Genomic DNA, 18,329 nt, shown 5'->3' on the forward strand with positions numbered 1-18,329 from the left:
CCAATTCCAGATTGGTACGTCATTTTGATTCTTTTGCCGTAAGTAGTCTGTTGTAACACGTCTGCAGTCGCCCTAAGCGGGCGACAGACGTCATCGCCTGCTTTTTAACGCTATAATCAATTTTTTCTCTGAAGGTTAATGTATATGAGTTTTAGCTTGGCACATACGAAGTTCAACAAACGCACAATTAACCAGTTGCTTGTGGCTACTGTGCTCGGCGTTTCTGCATCTTCTGTTGCATTTGCACAAACTGCCGGCAAAGCTGCAGACAAAAAACCGGCGAATGCAGCATCAGCCGCGGCTGAAAGTGCTCCGGTTTCCAATATCAAAATCGGTTTCGTCAATACGGAAAAAATCCTGCGTGATTCAGCGCCCGCAAAAGACGCCCAGACTAAAATCGAAGGCGAGTTCAAAAAACGCGACTCTGAACTTCAGAAGCTGGCGAGCACGCTGCGCACCAAATACGAAAGTTTCGACAAGAATGCGCCCGTCATGTCCGATTCAGATCGGACCAAGGCTCAGCGCGAACTGTCCGATCTTGATACCGACCTGCAGCGCAAGCGTCGTGAATTCCAGGAAGACTTCAATCGTCGCCGTAACGAAGCATTCTCCGGCATTGTCGAGAAGGCAAACGCAGCGATCAAAAACATTGCTGAAAAACAGAATTACGATCTGATTGTGCAGGATGCGGTAACCGTCAGTCCACGTATTGATATTACCGATACTGTTATCAAAGCTCTCGACAACGGTAAATAAACATGGCGCAGGATCCTGAGACTGTTCACGCGGTAACGCTGGACCGCCTGCTTAGCGCAGCCGATACACAGGGTCTGGAGTGGGAAATAAAAAATCCACAAAGCAGGGCGATGCCGGTCATCACTGGCATCGCATCCCTGACGCATGCGACTGCGCAATCCATCAGCTTTCTTTCCAATCCCAAGTTCTTCGAGCAACTGGCTACCACAAAGGCCGCAGCGGTCATGCTTCCTGGACGGGCGCTCGAACACCTCCCATCGCAAACGCCGTACCTGGTGGTATGTTGCGAAGACCCGTACCTGCTGTATTCTCGCCTGAGCCAATGGTTTGAGAAACAGCGCCTGGCACGGCTGTCGCGCACCATCCATCCAACGGCCGTCATCCATGAAAGCGCCAGCATTGGCAATAATGTTGCCATCGGCCCTCATGTGGTCATCGAAGAAAACGTACAAATCGGCGATGGCGTCACCATCGGTCCCGCCTGCGTCATTGGCCGTGATAGCCATATCGGCGCAGATAGTCTGTTGCACGCCCGTGTGACGTTTTATGCCGATGTCCGCCTGGGCGAGCGCTGCATTGTCCACAGTGGTGCGGTATTGGGCGCTGATGGTTTCGGTTTTGCGCCGGACGCAACGCGCGAGCCGGGTGGCTGGTCCAAAATCGTCCAATTTGGTGGCGTCGTTCTTGGCAACGATGTTGAAATTGGCGCCAATACCACGATCGACCGCGGCGCGCTGGACGACACCAGCATCGGCAATGACGTGAAGCTGGATAATCAAATCATGATCGGGCACAACGTGCAGATTGGCGATCATACGGCTATGGCCGGCTGCGTGGGTATCGCAGGCTCCACGACCATCGGCAAGCGCTGCACCATTGCCGGCGCGGCCATGCTCTCGGGACATATTACGCTGGGCGATGATGTGCACATATCCGGCGCAACCAGTGTTATGTCCGACATCAGCAAGCCCGGGCGCTATACCGGCGTATTTCCGTTGGCTGAGCATACCGTGTGGCAGAAAAATGCAGCGGTCCTGCTGCAGCTTGCACAATTGCGTCGTCGCCTGCGCGATCTGGAAAAGGCATAATATCCCGTTCGTTGCCGAAGGCTCGCTATTTTCCGGCGAAATTGTCTAAAATACCCCCATCCCTATAACCATAGATTTTAATTACAGGATTATTCATGCAAGTAGATATTCAAAGCATTATGGCGCGGCTTCCACATCGCTATCCGATGCTGCTTGTAGACAGAGTCCTGGAAATGGTACCTGGCAAAAGCATTATTGCCATCAAGAATGTGACCATCAATGAGCCGTTTTTCAACGGGCACTTTCCCGGCAGACCTGTCATGCCCGGGGTGCTGATCATTGAAGCGCTGGCTCAGGCTGCGGCGATATTTTCTTTCGCAGAGGAAGATGGCTCCTGCAAACAGGATATCTCGCGCAAGGCCTACTATTTGGTGGGTGTAGATGGGGCGCGCTTTCGCAAGCCGGTAGTTCCGGGAGACCAGCTTCAGCTGGAAGTTACTGCTGATCGTGTCAGCAAAGTCATCTGTAAATACAGTGCACGTGCCACCGTAGACGGGGCAGTTGTAGCTGAAGCTGCGATTATGTGCGCGATTCGTGATCTGGACGAGCAATGACCAAACTTATTGATTCCACCGCCATTATTCATGATGGCGCAAAGCTGCATCCATCCGTGAGGGTGGGTGCCTATTCCGTCATCCATGGCAATGTCACGATCGGTGAAGGCAGCGTTGTTGGCGAACATTGCGTCATCGATGGCTTGACGACAATCGGCAAAAACAACGTGTTCTACCGTTTTTGTTCGATCGGTGGCAACCCGCAGGACAAAAAATACTCTGGCGAAAAAACGTCGCTGGAAATCGGCGACTGCAATACCATTCGCGAGTTTGTGACTATCAACACCGGCACGACACAAGATGTGGGTACCACACGCCTGGGTGATGATAACTGGATCATGGCGTACGTACATATCGCCCATGATTGCCAGATCGGCAGTCACACCATTCTGGCCAATTGCGTACAACTGGCCGGCCACATTCATATTGACGACTGGGCCATTGTTGGCGGCAGCTCCGCCGCACATCAATACATTCATATCGGTGCCCACTCCATGACAGGCGGCATGAGCGCAATTCGCCAGGATATTCCCCCTTATATTCTGGGGGCTGGCCAACCCTATCGGCCTGCCGGTATCAATTCCGAAGGACTCAAGCGTCGCGGCTTCACGGCGGAACAGATTCACGCCATCAAAGACGCCTATAAAATTATTTATATGCGCAAGCTGAGCACCGCTGATGCAGCCGAGGAAATCATTCGCTATCAGCAGGATCATCCGGATACTGCCAGCGTGCTTGATCCATTTGTGAGCTTCTTCGAAACAGCCTCGCGTGGCGTTAGCCGGGGATGAGCCTGGTCTTGTCGATGGTGGCGGGCGAGCCCTCCGGTGATCTGCTCGCCTCCAGGATCATACAAGGTGTGCGCGCGCGCGACCCGGGGCTGCAGGTCTCCGGAATCGGCGGCCCTGAGATGCGGCAGCAGGGAATGCAACTGCTGTATCCAATGGACGATCTGTCCGTTTTTGGATACGTGGATGCGCTTAAAAATCTTCCCCGGCTTATTCAGACGCATTTGCGCTTTCGTTCCTCAGTGCTCAAGTTGCGACCTGACGTCTTTGTTGGTGTAGACGCGCCTGATTTCAATCTTCGTCTTGAGCACCATCTTCGCCAGCGCGGCATTCCTACTGTTCATTTTGTAGGCCCATCCATCTGGGCATGGCGTTACGAAAGAATCCACAAGATCCGTGCTGCCGTTTCCCACATGCTGGTGCTGTTTCCTTTTGAGGAAGAAATCTATCGCAAGGAAGGCGTGCCTGTAACCTATGTCGGTCACCCGCTGGCAGCGCAGATCCCAGCACAGCCCGACAAACAGCGGGCGCGTCTACGGCTGGGCATGGACTCGGACGGAGCGGTGCTGGCCATTTTGCCGGGCAGCCGTGCCTCGGAAATTGCCGAACTGGCGCCGCGTTTTCTGCAAGCGGCGAGTCTGCTGCAAAAAGACGATCCGTCCCTGCGGTTTATTGTGCCGCTGGTCAATGAAGCCCGCCAGGCGCAGTTCAATGCGATTGCCCAGCGCTATCCGGTGAAAAATTTGCAGTGTTTTCGCAGTCGAGTGGCTGATCACCCCATCGCCTGGGATATTATGGAAGCCTGTGACGCCGCGCTGGTTGCCAGCGGCACGGCGACACTGGAAACGGCCTTGTTTCAGCGACCCATGGTTATTTCCTATGTGCTCACACCACTGATGCGCCGGCTGATGGAGTGGAAAGCCGGGCAGGGTGGCCCCTCACTGCCGTGGGTCGGCCTGCCCAACGTGCTGCTGCGTGAATTCGCGGTGCCCGAGCTGCTGCAGGAAGCGGCCACGCCGACCAATCTGGCCAGAGCGTGCGTACGGGCGTTGACCGACACGACGTATATTGAGCAAACCGAAGCGAAATTTCGCCAGTTGCATCGTGAGCTCAATCGAGATACGGCAAAACTGGCAGCGGAGGCGATTCTTGCGACGGCGAACGGCTGATCTCTCTCTGTTTGGCAATCTGCCTATGCCGCGCATGACTGCCGGTATCGATGAAGCGGGCAGGGGGCCGTTGGCCGGGGATGTCTTTGCCGCCGCGGTCATTCTTGATCCCGGGCGTCGTATCAACGGCCTGGCCGATTCAAAAACCCTGACGGCTGCCAAACGTGACAGCCTTGCGCTGCGCATTCGTGACAAAGCCCTTGCCTGGTCCATCGCGAGCGCCAGCGTTGCGGAAATAGACCAGTTCAATATTCTGGGCGCAACCATGCTGGCAATGAAACGCGCATTCGAAGGGTTGACAGTGTCTTGCGAGCAACAGCAGGCAGAACTGGTATTGATTGACGGAAACCAGGTGCCCAAGGGGCTGGGTGTGCCATGCCACGCAGTGATCAAGGGCGATGCCCTGCATGCATGCATTTCTGCCGCATCCATATTGGCAAAAACAGCCAGGGATGCGCAACTGCTGCAATTGCACGCGCAGTATCCACAATATGCATTTGACCAGCACAAAGGGTATGGCACCGCGCTGCATCTGGAGCGCCTGAAAACCCACGGTCCGTGCCCGGTGCACCGCAGTACATTTGCGCCGGTCCGTACCCTTATGTCGTTACAGACAAACGAGGGCTTTTTGGCGTAAAATTAGTGTTATTCCCTCAACATTCATGAGTGTAACTTGTTTGATTGAGCCTTTATTGTCTGTAAACTGGCTTCAGAATGCATCGAAAATCGGTTTTTTCTTCTGAAACGTGCACTAAATAGAACATTGCATTAAATTGACACGTAGCTGAAGCCTATTACAAGTACAATATGCACTGCCTATTTGCGGGGACACCCGACATGAAAATCACATAATGGAAACGAAATTTACCCCTATTGCGCCCGATGCAGAATTGCCGCACCGGAAAATCATACGCAGCTGGCTGATCCCCATCTCCCAACAGAATACGTTTCGCGCGTTTCTGCTGCTGTTTGTTGATTACACTTTGCTTCTGACCCTGCTGGCTGGCACCATCTTTCTGTCGGCATGGTGGCTCAAGCTGATTTGCGCACTGGTGGCCGGTTTCGTGATTGGTCGCCTCTTCATTATCGGACATGATGCCTGCCATCAAAGTCTGACGCCTCATCGCAAGCTCAATAAGTGGATAGGCCGTATCGCCTTTCTGCCCGCAGTGTCGCCCTACAGTCTTTGGGATGTAGGGCACAATGTGGTACACCACGGCTTTACCAATCTGAAGGGAATGGATTTCGTCTGGTGTCCGAAGACAAAAGAAGAGTATGACGCCCTGTCGCCCATGGGGCGCTTCATGGAGCGCGTCTATCGCGGTCCTCTTGGTGCCGGCATCTATTACATCGTTGAGATCTGGTGGAACCGCATGATGTTCCCTGGCAAGGGGTATATGGGAACCCAGCGCAAGGTGTTCTTCTGGGACGGCCTGCTGGTAAGCATTTTCGGGCTGGCCTGGCTCGGTGGGGTGGTCTACGCGGCACATGCAACCGGGCAGTCGGTACTCATGCTGGTGGCATTTGCCTGGCTGATTCCATTGTTGTTCTGGTTTTACATGATCGGCTTTGTGGTTTATATTCAGCACACGCACACGCGTGTGGTGTGGCACGATAATCGCGCGGTCTGGGCTAAAGCGCAGCCGTTTGTATCGACCACTGTCCACATGATGTTCCGACTCAAATTCGGCACGCTCATGCACCATATCATGGAACACACCGCGCATCACGTTGACATGAGTATCCCGTTGTACAAGCTGAAAAAAGCACAGAAAACGCTGGAAGACATGTTGCCAAGCCGAATCGTAATTCAAATGTTCAGTTGGTCGTGGTACTTTCGCACAGTCAAGGCATGCAAACTGTATAACTATCAGGAAAGGTACTGGACCGATTTTGACGGCAATAAATCGCCTGACGTCGTTTAATGAAAAGCGCAGGCCAGCATATTTGGTCTGCAACAGAAATACGTTAATATCCCTGCTGAGGCAGGGATATTTTTTATGAAACAGATTCAGTCAAAAGACAATTTAGTGGTCCGACAGGGCATGAAAGTAGCGGCAGGGCGGGACAAGACCCGCATCCTGCTTGAAGGCGTGCACCTGTGTGAAGAATGGCTGAAGCGCTACGGTCCGCCTGAATCGGTTTTGGTGCAGGCTTCTGCAGTCGATCACCCTGATATCGTCCGCCTGCTTGCTGCAAACGACGCTGCGCGCCAATATCTGCTTGCTGACGTGCTATTTAACGCTATTGCTACGGTGCAAACACCGCAAGGCATCATGTTTGTCGCGACACGTCCCATCCCTGCGACCATTACCCGGCTTTCCACCACTGCCTTGTGGCTTGACCGCCTGCAGGACCCTGGCAATCTGGGCACTATTTTGCGAACGGCGGCAGCCGCCGGCGTCAGGGACGTATTGCTTTCGGCAGGATGTGTAGGCGCCTGGTCTCCCAAGGTGCTGCGCAGTGCGCAGGGCGCCCATTTTGCGCTGGAGATTTATGAGCATCAGCACTTTCCCGACATCAAGAGCAGACTGGATATGCCGGTTTTGGCATCCTCGCTAGCGCCTGGCGCGCGCAGCCTGTATGCAGGCGCTTTGCCAGCTGCCTGCCTGTGGGTCGTTGGCAATGAAGGGCAGGGCGTCCACCCCGGCATTCTGGCCGATGCCGATCAGTGCATTTTTATCCCACAGAGCGATGCCGTGGAGTCGCTGAACGCCGCGGTTGCTGCGGCAATCCTGTTATTCGAGCAACGGCGCCAGCATATGCAAACTTGATCGCGCCTGGCTGGCGTGTGTTTCACAGTGGATATCAATAGGTCGCCGAGGAGTTGGATTTGAGCCCCAGGATCTGGATAACCGTCGTAGAGATTTCCTCAATAGATTTAGTCGTTGTCGATAGCCATTGGATGCTCTCGCGTCTCATCAGGCGTTCTGCTTCGGCGACCTCATACAAACATTGTTTGATCGAAGCGTATTGGCTGTCCGGGCGGCGTTCGTTGCGTACCTCGGAAAGGCGATCGGGCTGGATCGACAGGCCGAACAGCTTGTTGCGATACGGCTGAAGCGTTTTGGGCAGCGCGCCGCGTTCAAAATCCTCGGGAATCAAGGGAAAATTGGCTGCCTTGATGGCGTATTGCATGGCAAGGTAGAGACTGGTTGGTGTTTTGCCGCAGCGTGAAACACCCACCAAAATGACGTCGGCTTCCTTCAGGCCGTGCACGAACTGCCCGTCATCATGCGCAAGCGTAAAATTAATGGCTTCGATACGGTTGCGATATTGTTTGGAACTGGCGCTCAAGTGGGACAGGCCAATGGTCGGGCGCGATTTGGTTTCCAGGGCGGTTTCAAGCTGGTTGACGCAGGCGCCGAAAATATCCAGAAAAATACAGTTCGATTGCTGCACCACGGCCAGAATTTCGGGTTTGACCAATGTGCTGAACAGCAGCGGCGGCGTATTTTCAGCCAGGGCCGCCGCGTTGATTTTTTCGGCAACCTTGGCTGCTTTTTCCTCGGAAGTGACAAAAGGCTCGCGTAATAGCGTGAAATCAAAATCCGCGCTAAATTGCGACAAAACGGAGTGACTGAAGGTCTCTGCCGTAATGCCCGTGCCGTCAGATACGATGAAGACCGTCCGTTTTTTTTGTGATTCTGGCATGTTCCAATTTGATCCTGTGAGTGTAGAAAAAGACGGTACAATCATGATACTTTGTACCTGGCCGATAGTATCAGGCTTATTTGGTTAGAAAAGCGTGCATTTTCTAACCAAATAAGCTTTCATTTTAATCTAAGGGTGACTTAAATGTCGTATGTTGTTCCATTCGAGAAACTCCGCATGTCGGATGTTGACTCTGTCGGCGGGAAAAATGCCTCGCTCGGGGAAATGATCAGCCAGTTGGCCAATGCCGGGGTTCGTGTGCCCGGTGGTTTTGCCACCACTGCCGATGCCTTCCGCGATTTTCTCAAGACCTCCGGGCTGGACAAGCGCATCGCTGATCGTCTTACCTCGCTTAACCCTGAGGATGTTCGCGAACTGGCGCAAGCCGGTGCAGAAATCCGAGGCTGGATTACCGAAGCACCATTCTCTGACGAATTCGAAAAACAGATCCGCCAATCCTACGCGCAGCTTGATGCCGATGGCAAGGGTTCGTTTGCCGTGCGCTCATCTGCCACCGCAGAAGACTTGCCCGATGCCTCCTTTGCCGGCCAGCAGGAAACGTTCCTGAACGTCGCTGGTATTGACGATGTGCTGGATAAAATTCGTCATTTTTTTGCGTCACTATATAACGACCGTGCTATTTCCTATCGCGTCCACAAAGGCTACGCGCACGCAGACGTGGCATTGTCTGCTGGTATCCAGCGCATGGTGCGTTCCGACAAGGGCAGTGCCGGTGTGATGTTTACATTGGATACCGAATCCGGTTTCAACGACGTCGTATTTATCACTTCTTCGTACGGCTTGGGTGAAACCGTGGTGCAGGGCGCTGTCAATCCGGACGAATTCTATGTTTTCAAAACCACGCTGGCGTCGGGAAAATATCCGATCGTCGGGCGCCGCATCGGCTCAAAACTGATCAAAATGGAGTTCAACGGGGAGCGCAAGCCTGGCGAAAATGCCGTCAACACCGTTGAGGTACCAGTTTCAGAACGTAACCGCTACTCACTGACCGACGATGAAGTGATCGAGCTGGCCCGTTACGCGGTCATCATCGAGAAACACTACCAGCGCCCCATGGATATCGAATGGGGTCGCGATGGCATCGATGGCAAACTCTATATTCTGCAGGCTCGTCCCGAAACGGTGAAATCTCAGCAGACCGACAACGATGTCCAGCTGCGCTACAAATTGAAAGCAACCGGCAAGGTCCTTATTACCGGTCGCGCCATTGGCCAGAAAATCGGCTCAGGCAAGGTCCGTGTCGTCTCCGACATCAACGATATGGATCAGGTGCAGGCCGGCGATGTGTTAGTGACAGACATGACAGACCCGAACTGGGAACCCGTCATGAAACGCGCTGCAGCCATCGTCACCAACCGTGGCGGGCGTACCTGCCATGCGGCAATCATTGCCCGTGAATTGGGCATTCCTGCTGTTGTCGGATGTGCAACGGCCACAGAAGACCTCAAGGAAGGCGCCGAAGTCACTGTCTCATGCGCCGAAGGCGACGAGGGTCGCATTTACGACGGATTTCTTGAAACCGAAGTAGAAGAAGTGCGTCGCGGCGAGATGCCCGAGATTCCGGTCAAGATCATGATGAACGTGGGTAACCCGCAACTGGCGTTTGATTTTTGCCAAATTCCCAACGGCGGCGTCGGTCTGGCCCGTCTGGAATTCATCATCAACAACAACATCAATGTGCACCCCAAGGCGGTGCTGGACTATCCGAACATTGACGCGGAGCTCAAGAAAGCGGTGGAGTCGGCTGCCCGTGGCTATGCCAGCCCACGTGCCTTCTTTGTCGAAAAACTGGCCGAAGGTATTGCGACCATCGCTGCTGCGTTTTATCCCAAGCCGGTTATTGTGCGCCTGTCCGACTTCAAGTCCAATGAGTATCGCAAGCTGGTGGGCGGCTCTCGCTACGAACCCGAGGAAGAGAACCCGATGCTGGGTTTTCGTGGCGCCTCGCGCTACATTGCTGAAGATTTTGCCGAATGTTTCCGTATGGAATGCGAAGCGCTGCGATTTGTTCGCGATGACATGGGGTTGACCAACGTTGAAATCATGGTGCCATTCGTGCGCACGCTGAGTCAGGCGGAAAAAGTCATCGGCCTGCTGGCAGATAACGGCCTGAAACGCGGTGAGAACGGCCTGCGTGTCATCATGATGTGCGAAGTACCATCCAATGCCATCCTGGCCGATCAGTTCCTCGAATATTTCGATGGCTTCTCTATCGGTTCCAACGACATGACCCAGCTTACGCTGGGGCTGGATCGCGATTCGGGCATGGAGCTGCTGGCTGCCGATTTTGACGAGCGTGATCCTGCGGTGCAGTTCATGCTGCAACGGGCTATCCAGGCGTGCCTGAAAGCCAATAAATACGTCGGCATTTGTGGCCAGGGGCCCAGTGACCATCCGGATCTGGCTGTATGGCTCAAAGAGCAGGGTATTCTGACGATGTCGCTCAATCCCGATACGGTTGTCGACACCTGGCAGAAACTGGCCAAATAAACGCTGGCCAGCGCCAGCTCACTGCCGGAGGGCAGCGGCCGAGGCATTTGCGGGCACCTTTTTCTGATCACGGGTCAGGGCAGGGTGCCCGTTTTGTTTTGTCATGGTGGTTCATCAATCGGGCTGGAAATTCAACAGAATCCTGTGCCTGGCGCGGGGCGGAGTGCGGGTTGGCGATGTGCTGTCCCGTATTGTGCAGTCCAATCCCCGCTATGATCGGGTCTTTTTGTCGAATGCATCAGCGACTTACGGTACACTGGTGTTTTACCCCGTATTCAGGAAGATACACGTGAGCGAACTTATTATTGAAGATGTCACCGAAGGAAGTGGCGAACAGGCAAAAAGCGGACAGCAGGTGTCGGTGCATTATACCGGCTGGCTCAAGGACAATGGCCAGAAATTCGATTCCAGCAAGGACAGAGGGCAGCCATTCTCATTTCCACTGGGCGCTGGCCACGTGATCAAAGGCTGGGATCAGGGTGTGCAGGGCATGAAAGTGGGTGGCACTCGCAAGCTGACCATACCGGCTGAGCTGGGCTATGGTGCGCGCGGCGCAGGCGGCGTCATTCCTCCCAATGCGACGCTGGTCTTTGAAGTGGAATTGCTCGGTATCAATTGATAGTGGTTTTGGGGGTACGGCAGTCACCTGATGGCTGCTGTGCTTCTGCATGCGGGCCATTGTGGCACGCATCTACTGCAGGAAGGCGATCATGTGGATCTGGTTTGTTGTTGCAGCCATCGCGCTTATTCTTGAGCTGCTCACAGGTACTTTTTTCCTGTTGCTGGTCGCGGTCGCCGCAGCAGGCGCGGGAGTAGTGAGCTGGCTGGGTGGCGAGCTTGCCTGGCAATTGCTTACCTTCAGCGTGCTGGGCATCGCAGGTTTTTTTATTCTCAAATCCAGCGGCTTTGTCAAACGTGGCTCGCGCCACGACGCCAGCCGAAATACCGATGTCAATCTGGATATCGGTCAGGCTGTGCACGTCACGGACTGGTCTCCCATGAAGACGGCAGTGATTCAATACCGTGGAGCGACGTGGCAGGTACGGCTGGATCCCGCTGTCAGCGGCACGCCGGTTCCCGGCAGCTATCGTATTACCGATATTGACGGCATCGTGTTTGTCGTCACGCCTGTATCGGGCCCTCTTACACCAAGCAGCTCGTAGTTCAGGAGTCAAATTATGGATACATCGATTATCTTTCTCGCCATACTGGTTGTGCTGGTACTGGTCTTCCTGGTCAAGTCCATTGCCATCGTACCGCAGCAGAATGCGTGGATTATTGAGCGGTTGGGCCGATATGATCGCACCTTATCGCCGGGCGCCCGTTTCATTATTCCCTTTGTCGATCGGGTTGCCTACAAGCATTCACTCAAGGAAATACCGCTGGATGTTCCCAGTCAGATCTGCATTACCAGGGACAATACCCAGTTACAGGTCGATGGCGTTATTTACTTCCAGGTGACCGATCCCATGCTTGCTTCCTATGGCTCGTCAAATTACATCTCGGCCATTACGCAACTGGCGCAAACTACCTTGCGCTCGGTCATCGGGCGGATGGAGCTGGACAAGACTTTCGAAGAGCGAGATGCCATCAACAGTACCATCGTGGCCTCGCTGGATGAAGCGGCGACCAACTGGGGCGTCAAGGTGCTGCGTTACGAAATCAAGGATTTGACGCCACCCAATGAGATCTTGCGCGCCATGCAGGCCCAGATTACCGCAGAGCGTGAAAAACGCGCCTTGATCGCCGCCTCAGAAGGGCGCAGGCAGGAACAGATCAATATTGCAACCGGTGAACGGGAAGCGGCCATCGCCCGTTCTGAAGGTGAGAAGCAGGCTCAGATCAACCAGGCCCAGGGTGAAGCGGCAGCGGTCATTGCCATCGCAGAGGCTACAGCCCAGGCGATCGAACAGGTGGCGCACGCCATTGAACAGCCTGGCGGCATGGCCGCCGTTAACCTGCGCGTCGCGGAAAATTATGTTGATGCGTTTGCGAATGTGGCCAAAGAAGGCAATACCCTGATACTGCCGGCCAATCTGGCGGATATGGGCGGTCTGATCGCCTCTGCTATGACGGTGGTCAAGGCCACAGGGAATGGCAATCAGGGCGGTGCCGGCCTGACCACCCCGGGGCAGACCCGATAGAGAGCACCGCACCGGTGCGGGAATGGCGCCGTCTTTCCGCGCCTGACTGGCTTGCCGTGCTGATCCTGGCGGTCGGAGGCGGCAATCTTAGCCATTTAATGCAGAAAGAGGGCTGCGCCGTTGTGCAGCCTGGATTCAGGAATCGCGTTTGCGCGTATCGTGTTTCATAATACGGTCCTTCTCACGCAGCCAGTCTTTGTCGCGGGCACTGTCCCGTTTGTCGTGCAGCTTTTTGCCCTTGCCCAGACCAAACTCCAGCTTGATTTTACCGTTGCGAAAGTGCAGATTCAATGGCACCAGCGTATAGCCGCGGATTTCCACTTTGCCAATGAGTTTGTCGATCTCGTTCTTGTGCAGCAGCAATTTACGGGTACGGGTGGCATTGGGATGGATATGCGTTGAGGCGGTTGCCAGCGGGCTGACGTGCATGTTCAGCAACTGTAATTCGCCGTCGCGCACAATGACATAACTCTCGCCCAGTTGCACGCGGCCAGCCCGGATGGACTTGACTTCCCAGCCTTCCAGGACGATGCCTGCCTCGAAGCGCTCTTCAATGAAATAGTCGTGGGTTGCCTTGCGATTGTTGGTAATGCTCATGTTTGATTTTATAAATGGATTTGACCCGTTAAAATAGGGGTCTGTTTAATCGCGCAAAATGCAATGATTTCACGCAATTGTAATTGAATCAACCTGCTTGTGCTGCTTGTTGATTACACTGCAAGCGTATTTTGCCTTGTCACTTACCCTACGTTGCCAATTAATTCATGTCCACTACTGTTCATCGTTCCGTTCTGCTTCCATACTCCGCTGCCGATATGTTCGCGCTGGTCGCTGATGTGGAGAAATATCCCGAGTTCATGCCATGGTGCGGCGGGGCGCAGGTTCTGGAAACGGATGATGCCGGCATGACGGCCTCGATCATGATCAGTTTTGCCGGACTCAAGCAAACCTTCACCACCCGCAATACTCATCACTTTCCCGATAAAATTCACCTGCACCTGGTCGATGGGCCGTTCTCTGCCCTCAATGGTACCTGGGAATTTATCGCACTGGCGCCGGATGCGTGCAAAGTCCAGTTCGCCCTCGATTATGCATTCAACAGCCGTTCACTTGAAATGCTGGTGGGGCCGGTATTTAACCGCATCGCCAACAGCTTTATCGACTCCTTTACCAAGCGGGCTGAGCAGATTTATGTCTGATGAGGATATGACCATTACGGTCTGCTATGCACATTCGGCAGGCCAAGTATGGCTGTCTGCGGTCACGCTGCCCTGTGCCAGCACCATTGAGCAGGCCATCGCGGCATCGGGTGTCTATCAGGCATGCAATATTTCCACAGCAGATATCGCGGATACGGGGGTGTTCGGCTTGCGTAAACCGCGCGATTATGTGCTTCGCCAGGGCGATCGGGTGGAGTTATACCGCCAATTGTCCTTCGATCCCATGGAGTCGCGGCGTCGTCGTGCTGCTCATCGTAAAACCGGTATCCTCAAGCGCAAGCATTTGAAAAAAAGTAAAGTAGCGTGGCAGGAGTACATGGAAACCTCGCCAGCTGACCACAAGAAGGGATCTGATTGACTGGTGGCTGCATATATAATGATTGCCATTCAGGTAAAGGCCGGATCTGCATCCGACCTGCCAGACTTCATGCGAATGGAAACATCAGCCGGATGATGCCAATCCGGCACCGGGTATAACAGGAGACATTATGACCGCCCCCGTTTTATTTCAGGAAAAGCCGTTGGCCAGCCAGGGTTACTACGGCATTGCCACGTTGAACCAGCCATCCAAGCTCAATAGTCTGTCACTTGAAATGTGCCAGTTGCTGACTGAGCAACTGACGATCTGGGAACAAGACCCTGCGATTGCATTTGTTATATTTGAAGGGGCGGGGGAAAAGGCATTCTGCGCCGGCGGGGATCTGCACCAGTTGTATACCAGCATGCAGCAGTACGCCGGTAAGCCGGCCGCCGATAATGCCTATGCAGCTCAATTCTTTGATGTGGAATACCGCCTGGACTATCAGATCCATACCTATAGTAAACCCATTATCTGTTGGGGCCATGGTGTGGTCATGGGCGGCGGTATCGGGCTGATGGCCGGTACTTCACATCGCGTGGTCAGCGAATCATCGCGACTGGCCATGCCTGAAGTCACCATTGGCCTGTTTCCCGATGTGGGCGGCAGTTGGGATCTGAATCACCTGGCAGGTCGTATCGGTCGCTTTCTTGCCGCAACCGGCGCCATTTTGAATGCTGCCGATTCGCTCTTTACCGGTATGGCCGATTATTGCGTTCGTCATGCAGACTGGTCTGCCATCATTGCCGATCTGGAACGCATAGATGGCACGCAAATGGCCGACCGGCGCCAGCTTGATCAGCGCATTCATGACGTGCTGGCGCAGCACAGCGCAGCGGCAACGCTGGATGCCGGCCCACTGCAAACGAACTATGCCATGCTTACCGCGCTCTGCGCCAATCGAGACATTGTCAGCCTGTATCGCGCATTCGCTGCATTGGCCGATCATGCTGACCCTTGGCTTGCGCGGGCGGCGCAGACCATGCTCAAGGGCGCGCCGCTATCGGTCGCGCTCGGCCTGACCTTGCAGGAACGGGCACTTCACCTGTCACTGGCCCAGGTATTTCAACTGGAATATAAGGTCGCGCTCAATTGCTGCGCCCACGGGCAACTGCAGGAAGGTATCCGGGCGCTGCTTATTGACAAGGATAAACATCCGCAATGGCAGCCGGCGACAATCGAGCAGATCACACCGGCCGACATCGACGCATTGCTGGCTTCTCCGTGGCAGAACGCGTCGGACAATCCCCTGGCCAGTTTAGGCCAGGGTAGGTTTGTCCAGTGAGTATGGAATAGTCAGCAGCGTTATCGGCGGCCCATTTTCGTCTCCCAGCACCAGGCGATTATGCTCCGCGGCTTCAAGCCGTACTTCAAACAGCATGTAGAGGGCGTCTGCCAGCGTTGCGGCATTGACGATCTGGCCACTGGGCTCCCGCGTGTTCGTGCTGTCTGTAATGTCTGTACCCGGCGCCACTGTTGCGGCTGGCGGGTTATCGCATACACCATTGAGCATCCGCCGCTTCAGTTTGCCCCGGTAATGGCTGCGCGCGACAATTTCCTGGCCAGGATAGCAGCCTTTGGTAAAGCTGACTGCGCCTATAGCGTCCAGGTTCAGATCCTGGGGAATGAACATTTCCTGGTTGGCTTTCTCCACCCAGGGCAGGCCAGCCAGAATATCTAGGACCGCCCACTGCCCGGGCTGTCCTGCTTGAGCCTGGCTGGTGTCAATGGCAGTGTCTGCGATCAGAATGCCGCGTTGTATGCCGGCTGTGCCGGGCAGTCCGAGCTGCATCATTGATTCAGTTGCAATAATCTGCCACGGCTCGGGGCGTGCCAGTGTGGTGCCCGAGATCGTATTATCGCCAGCCCAGTACGCGTAGGGAGTGATGTCTGTTTCTTCTACCGTGACCTTGGCGCGCAACACGAACATCCGCAAGCGCTTGGCAAAGCTGTCGGCAATATCGCGGCGCACCATCACTTGGTACGCATTTTCCTGAGGGGCCTGCGGCTGCGCTTGCTGCCAGAAAATAAAACTGGCCAGCATGCGGCCCTTGGCGGAGCAATAGGCGGACAGCCGGGCCGACTCGGTAGTAGCGGCCATGACGTCCTGAGTGAACTGTCCCTGCAGAAACGCCTGGGCTTCAGCGCCGCGGATCGTCAGGATGCAATAGTCGGGCAGCGGCGTGATATGTAGTGGGGTATCCGGTGTGAATCCGGTAGGGGCTGTGGACATAAAATTGTTCCTTTTCATTGCTGCAGAACCCAGGCAACATGCTATCGGGTTCCGCTCAGATTCTCATGCCTGATATCGTAACGTATTGAATAGGTTTTTTGCTGCTAATCAATGAAGGGATCAGGGATTCCCGGGTATCAGGCGGCACTGGCAGCTGCCAGTGCCTGATACAATAGGCGCTCTGTAGATGTCGGGCCCGGCGGATCATTATTTCACCCATGAAACTGTTCAAATATATTATTTTTTCGTTCTTTATTTGTGTCTTGCTACTGGCAGCCGGTCTCGCCGGCAAGATATGGCACTGGACGAAAACACCTGCACCCATGAGCGCCGATGTCATCGATTACAGCGTGCCGCGCGGCAGTACGATAGCGTCTGTCGCCCAGAACATGGTTGCCGCGGGCATCCGGATCGAGCCTTATCTGTTTGTCATGTATGCACGCTATACCGGCCAGGATCGGCAGCTCAAAGCGGGCGCCTATGAGGCCAAACGGGGCGATACGCCCGTGGATCTGCTCACCCGCATGGCCTCAGGGCAGACCAGCAAAAGTCAGTTCCAGATTATCGAAGGCTGGTCCTATCGGCAGATTCGCACGACATTGAAGAACAATCGGAATATTACGCACACGCTGGACAACTTGAGCGATGCCCAGCTGCTGGAAAAGCTTGGCGCGCCCTACGACAGCCCCGAAGGCCTGTTTTTCCCGGACACCTATGTTTTTGTGCCGGGAGACACCGATATGGATATTCTGAGGCGCGCCTATACCGAAGGCCAGAAACGCCTTGCTGCGGTGTGGGACGCACGCGATAGTGAGCTGCCCTTGAAAACGCCCTATGAGGCGTTGATTCTGGCTTCCATCATCGAAAAGGAAACCGGACACGAGCAGGACCGCAGCCGGGTTGCGGGCGTGTTTATCAACCGCCTGGAAAAAAGGATGTTGCTGCAAACGGATCCGACCGTTATCTATGGAATGAAAGAAACCTATCGGGGTGTCATTACCAGAAACGACTTGACGACCGATACGCCCTGGAACACGTATACGCGCGGCGGACTGCCACCCACGCCCATTGCCAGCCCGGGCTTGCTGTCGCTGCAGGCGGCAGTCCATCCCGAGCGGCATAAGTATTTGTATTTTGTGTCGCGGGGCGATGGCACCAGTGAGTTTTCCGAAGATCTGCGCGGACACAACCGTAACGTCAAAACTTATATCCTGAAGAAGGGCATACAATGAAGGGGTTTTTTCTTACACTCGAAGGCGTGGACGGCGCGGGTAAAAGTTCGCATATCGGTCATTTGCGCGAGCTGTGCGAGTCACTGGGGCACCAGGTCGTGATGACCCGGGAGCCGGGTGGTACACCCATCAGCGAGGCGCTGCGCGCCATGCTGCTCAAAGAGTCAATGCACATGGAAACCGAAACGCTGCTGATGTTTGCCGCCAGGCAGGAACATATTTTGTCTGTGATAGCCCCGGCCCTGACCTCAGGAAAAATCGTGATCAGCGATCGCTTCACCGATGCGACTTATGCTTACCAGGGCGGCGGGCGTCATTTCCCGGCGCAGCGGATTCAAATCCTAGAAGACTGGGTCCAGCAGCAATTGCAGCCGGACCTGACCATCCTGTTTGACGTTCCACTGGAAGTGGCGCGCGAGCGACTGGAAAATAGCCGCGAGCAAGACCGGTTCGAACGCGAGGATAGCGGTTTTTTCGAGCGCGTCCGGGCAGCGTATCATGCGCGAGTCAAGGCCGATCCGGCGCGGTTTTATATCGTTGATTCCAGCCGCCCCAAAGCCGATATTACGCAGCAACTGCAGGACATGTTAAAGACAAGGCTGGCGCAGCATGCCGCGCAAGG

General features: G+C 54.7%; 20 protein-coding genes. 17 read left to right on the plus strand and 3 right to left on the minus strand.

Features of this window, described 5'->3' with window-relative positions:
* Positions 1 to 144: 144 nt before the first annotated feature.
* From ACTIKR_RS11715 to ACTIKR_RS11750, 8 genes are all read left to right on the plus strand, one after another.
* The gene (locus ACTIKR_RS11715; RefSeq protein ID WP_442327928.1) at positions 145 to 756 is read left to right on the plus strand and encodes an OmpH family outer membrane protein; all 612 of its coding nucleotides are present in this window, start codon (positions 145 to 147) and stop codon (positions 754 to 756) included.
* Entirely contained in the window at positions 753 to 1,844 is a 1,092-nt protein-coding gene (lpxD, locus tag ACTIKR_RS11720; protein WP_442327929.1) for a UDP-3-O-(3-hydroxymyristoyl)glucosamine N-acyltransferase, read from the plus strand. Before ACTIKR_RS11715 ends, lpxD begins: the two co-directional genes overlap by 4 nt.
* A gap of 95 nt (positions 1,845 to 1,939) precedes the next feature.
* The gene (fabZ, locus tag ACTIKR_RS11725) at positions 1,940 to 2,398 is read left to right on the plus strand and encodes a 3-hydroxyacyl-ACP dehydratase FabZ (protein WP_442327913.1); all 459 of its coding nucleotides are present in this window, start codon (positions 1,940 to 1,942) and stop codon (positions 2,396 to 2,398) included.
* A complete protein-coding gene (lpxA, locus tag ACTIKR_RS11730) occupies positions 2,395 to 3,189 on the plus strand; it encodes an acyl-ACP--UDP-N-acetylglucosamine O-acyltransferase (protein WP_442327914.1) in 795 nt (264 codons plus the stop codon). Before fabZ ends, lpxA begins: the two co-directional genes overlap by 4 nt.
* A complete protein-coding gene (lpxB, locus tag ACTIKR_RS11735) occupies positions 3,186 to 4,355 on the plus strand; it encodes a lipid-A-disaccharide synthase (protein ID WP_442327915.1) in 1,170 nt (389 codons plus the stop codon). Before lpxA ends, lpxB begins: the two co-directional genes overlap by 4 nt.
* 25 nt (positions 4,356 to 4,380) lie before the next feature.
* Positions 4,381 to 4,992, plus strand: a complete 612-nt coding sequence (gene rnhB / locus ACTIKR_RS11740) for a ribonuclease HII (RefSeq protein ID WP_442327916.1) — start codon at positions 4,381 to 4,383, stop codon at positions 4,990 to 4,992.
* A 214-nt stretch (positions 4,993 to 5,206) separates the two neighbouring features.
* Positions 5,207 to 6,280 (plus strand): fatty acid desaturase, encoded by a 1,074-nt coding sequence (locus tag ACTIKR_RS11745; protein ID WP_442327917.1) that lies wholly within the window; start codon positions 5,207 to 5,209, stop codon positions 6,278 to 6,280.
* Between the two features lie 75 nt (positions 6,281 to 6,355).
* Complete coding sequence (locus ACTIKR_RS11750) at positions 6,356 to 7,129, plus strand: TrmH family RNA methyltransferase (RefSeq protein ID WP_442327918.1); 774 nt, start codon at positions 6,356 to 6,358, stop codon at positions 7,127 to 7,129.
* A gap of 34 nt (positions 7,130 to 7,163) precedes the next feature.
* On the opposite strand, the gene ppsR is transcribed toward ACTIKR_RS11750, so the two are convergent.
* A complete protein-coding gene (ppsR, locus tag ACTIKR_RS11755) occupies positions 7,164 to 8,009 on the minus strand; it encodes a posphoenolpyruvate synthetase regulatory kinase/phosphorylase PpsR (RefSeq protein WP_193086870.1) in 846 nt (281 codons plus the stop codon).
* 144 nt (positions 8,010 to 8,153) lie between these two features.
* On the opposite strand from ppsR, the gene ppsA reads away from it, so the two are divergent.
* From ppsA to ACTIKR_RS11775, 4 genes are all read left to right on the plus strand, one after another.
* A complete protein-coding gene (gene ppsA / locus ACTIKR_RS11760) occupies positions 8,154 to 10,520 on the plus strand; it encodes a phosphoenolpyruvate synthase (protein WP_442327919.1) in 2,367 nt (788 codons plus the stop codon).
* A 289-nt stretch (positions 10,521 to 10,809) separates the two neighbouring features.
* Positions 10,810 to 11,139, plus strand: coding sequence for an FKBP-type peptidyl-prolyl cis-trans isomerase (locus ACTIKR_RS11765; RefSeq protein WP_128394212.1), 330 nt, complete (start codon positions 10,810 to 10,812; stop codon positions 11,137 to 11,139).
* Positions 11,140 to 11,230: 91 nt separating this feature from the next.
* A complete protein-coding gene (locus tag ACTIKR_RS11770) occupies positions 11,231 to 11,683 on the plus strand; it encodes an NfeD family protein (RefSeq protein ID WP_442327920.1) in 453 nt (150 codons plus the stop codon).
* Positions 11,684 to 11,698: 15 nt separating this feature from the next.
* The gene (locus tag ACTIKR_RS11775) at positions 11,699 to 12,664 is read left to right on the plus strand and encodes an SPFH domain-containing protein (protein WP_442327921.1); all 966 of its coding nucleotides are present in this window, start codon (positions 11,699 to 11,701) and stop codon (positions 12,662 to 12,664) included.
* Between the two features lie 135 nt (positions 12,665 to 12,799).
* On the opposite strand, the gene smpB is transcribed toward ACTIKR_RS11775, so the two are convergent.
* Positions 12,800 to 13,261 (minus strand): SsrA-binding protein SmpB, encoded by a 462-nt coding sequence (gene smpB / locus ACTIKR_RS11780; protein ID WP_442327922.1) that lies wholly within the window; start codon positions 13,259 to 13,261, stop codon positions 12,800 to 12,802.
* 167 nt (positions 13,262 to 13,428) lie between these two features.
* Here smpB and ACTIKR_RS11785 point away from each other — a divergent pair, with 167 nt between their 5' ends.
* The 3 genes from ACTIKR_RS11785 (at position 13,429) to ACTIKR_RS11795 (ending at position 15,527) form a co-directional block, all read left to right on the plus strand.
* On the plus strand, positions 13,429 to 13,863 hold the full coding sequence (locus ACTIKR_RS11785; protein ID WP_128394208.1) for a type II toxin-antitoxin system RatA family toxin: 435 nt from the start codon (positions 13,429 to 13,431) through the stop codon (positions 13,861 to 13,863).
* Entirely contained in the window at positions 13,856 to 14,242 is a 387-nt protein-coding gene (locus tag ACTIKR_RS11790; protein ID WP_442327923.1) for an RnfH family protein, read from the plus strand. Before ACTIKR_RS11785 ends, ACTIKR_RS11790 begins: the two co-directional genes overlap by 8 nt.
* A 130-nt stretch (positions 14,243 to 14,372) precedes the next feature.
* Positions 14,373 to 15,527 (plus strand): enoyl-CoA hydratase/isomerase family protein, encoded by a 1,155-nt coding sequence (locus ACTIKR_RS11795; protein ID WP_442327924.1) that lies wholly within the window; start codon positions 14,373 to 14,375, stop codon positions 15,525 to 15,527.
* Here the strand turns inward: ACTIKR_RS11795 and ygfZ are convergent.
* A complete protein-coding gene (gene ygfZ, locus ACTIKR_RS11800; protein WP_442327925.1) occupies positions 15,501 to 16,475 on the minus strand; it encodes a CAF17-like 4Fe-4S cluster assembly/insertion protein YgfZ in 975 nt (324 codons plus the stop codon). The genes ACTIKR_RS11795 and ygfZ overlap by 27 nt on opposite strands.
* A 218-nt stretch (positions 16,476 to 16,693) precedes the next feature.
* Here ygfZ and mltG point away from each other — a divergent pair, with 218 nt between their 5' ends.
* Both mltG and tmk read left to right on the plus strand, forming a co-directional pair.
* Positions 16,694 to 17,707, plus strand: a complete 1,014-nt coding sequence (gene mltG / locus ACTIKR_RS11805) for an endolytic transglycosylase MltG (RefSeq protein WP_442327926.1) — start codon at positions 16,694 to 16,696, stop codon at positions 17,705 to 17,707.
* A partial coding sequence (gene tmk, locus ACTIKR_RS11810) for a dTMP kinase (RefSeq protein WP_442327927.1) occupies positions 17,704 to 18,329 on the plus strand: 626 nt, incomplete at its 3' end. The genes mltG and tmk, both read left to right, overlap by 4 nt.

Origin of the sequence: Advenella sp. (assembly GCF_052108595.1) — a bacterium.
In the GTDB taxonomy this organism is placed as follows: Bacteria; Pseudomonadota; Gammaproteobacteria; order Burkholderiales; family Burkholderiaceae_B; genus Advenella.

Bases quoted from the DNA above. Each gene is read 5' to 3' on its own strand.
- fabZ (WP_442327913.1), top strand. From the start codon at position 1,940: ATGCAAGTAGATATTCAAAGCATTATGGCGCGGCTTCCACATCGCTAT.
- ACTIKR_RS11775 (WP_442327921.1), top strand. From the start codon at position 11,699: ATGGATACATCGATTATCTTTCTCGCCATACTGGTTGTGCTGGTACTG.
- ACTIKR_RS11795 (WP_442327924.1), top strand. From the start codon at position 14,373: ATGACCGCCCCCGTTTTATTTCAGGAAAAGCCGTTGGCCAGCCAGGGT.
- ygfZ (WP_442327925.1), bottom strand. From the start codon at position 16,475: ATGTCCACAGCCCCTACCGGATTCACACCGGATACCCCACTACATATC.
- lpxA (WP_442327914.1), top strand. From the start codon at position 2,395: ATGACCAAACTTATTGATTCCACCGCCATTATTCATGATGGCGCAAAG.
- ACTIKR_RS11750 (WP_442327918.1), top strand. From the start codon at position 6,356: ATGAAACAGATTCAGTCAAAAGACAATTTAGTGGTCCGACAGGGCATG.
- ACTIKR_RS11715 (WP_442327928.1), top strand. From the start codon at position 145: ATGAGTTTTAGCTTGGCACATACGAAGTTCAACAAACGCACAATTAAC.
- lpxB (WP_442327915.1), top strand. From the start codon at position 3,186: ATGAGCCTGGTCTTGTCGATGGTGGCGGGCGAGCCCTCCGGTGATCTG.
- ACTIKR_RS11770 (WP_442327920.1), top strand. From the start codon at position 11,231: ATGTGGATCTGGTTTGTTGTTGCAGCCATCGCGCTTATTCTTGAGCTG.
- ACTIKR_RS11785 (WP_128394208.1), top strand. From the start codon at position 13,429: ATGTCCACTACTGTTCATCGTTCCGTTCTGCTTCCATACTCCGCTGCC.
- mltG (WP_442327926.1), top strand. From the start codon at position 16,694: ATGAAACTGTTCAAATATATTATTTTTTCGTTCTTTATTTGTGTCTTG.
- smpB (WP_442327922.1), bottom strand. From the start codon at position 13,261: ATGAGCATTACCAACAATCGCAAGGCAACCCACGACTATTTCATTGAA.
- ACTIKR_RS11790 (WP_442327923.1), top strand. From the start codon at position 13,856: ATGTCTGATGAGGATATGACCATTACGGTCTGCTATGCACATTCGGCA.
- ACTIKR_RS11745 (WP_442327917.1), top strand. From the start codon at position 5,207: ATGGAAACGAAATTTACCCCTATTGCGCCCGATGCAGAATTGCCGCAC.
- ppsR (WP_193086870.1), bottom strand. From the start codon at position 8,009: ATGCCAGAATCACAAAAAAAACGGACGGTCTTCATCGTATCTGACGGC.
- ppsA (WP_442327919.1), top strand. From the start codon at position 8,154: ATGTCGTATGTTGTTCCATTCGAGAAACTCCGCATGTCGGATGTTGAC.
- rnhB (WP_442327916.1), top strand. From the start codon at position 4,381: ATGCCGCGCATGACTGCCGGTATCGATGAAGCGGGCAGGGGGCCGTTG.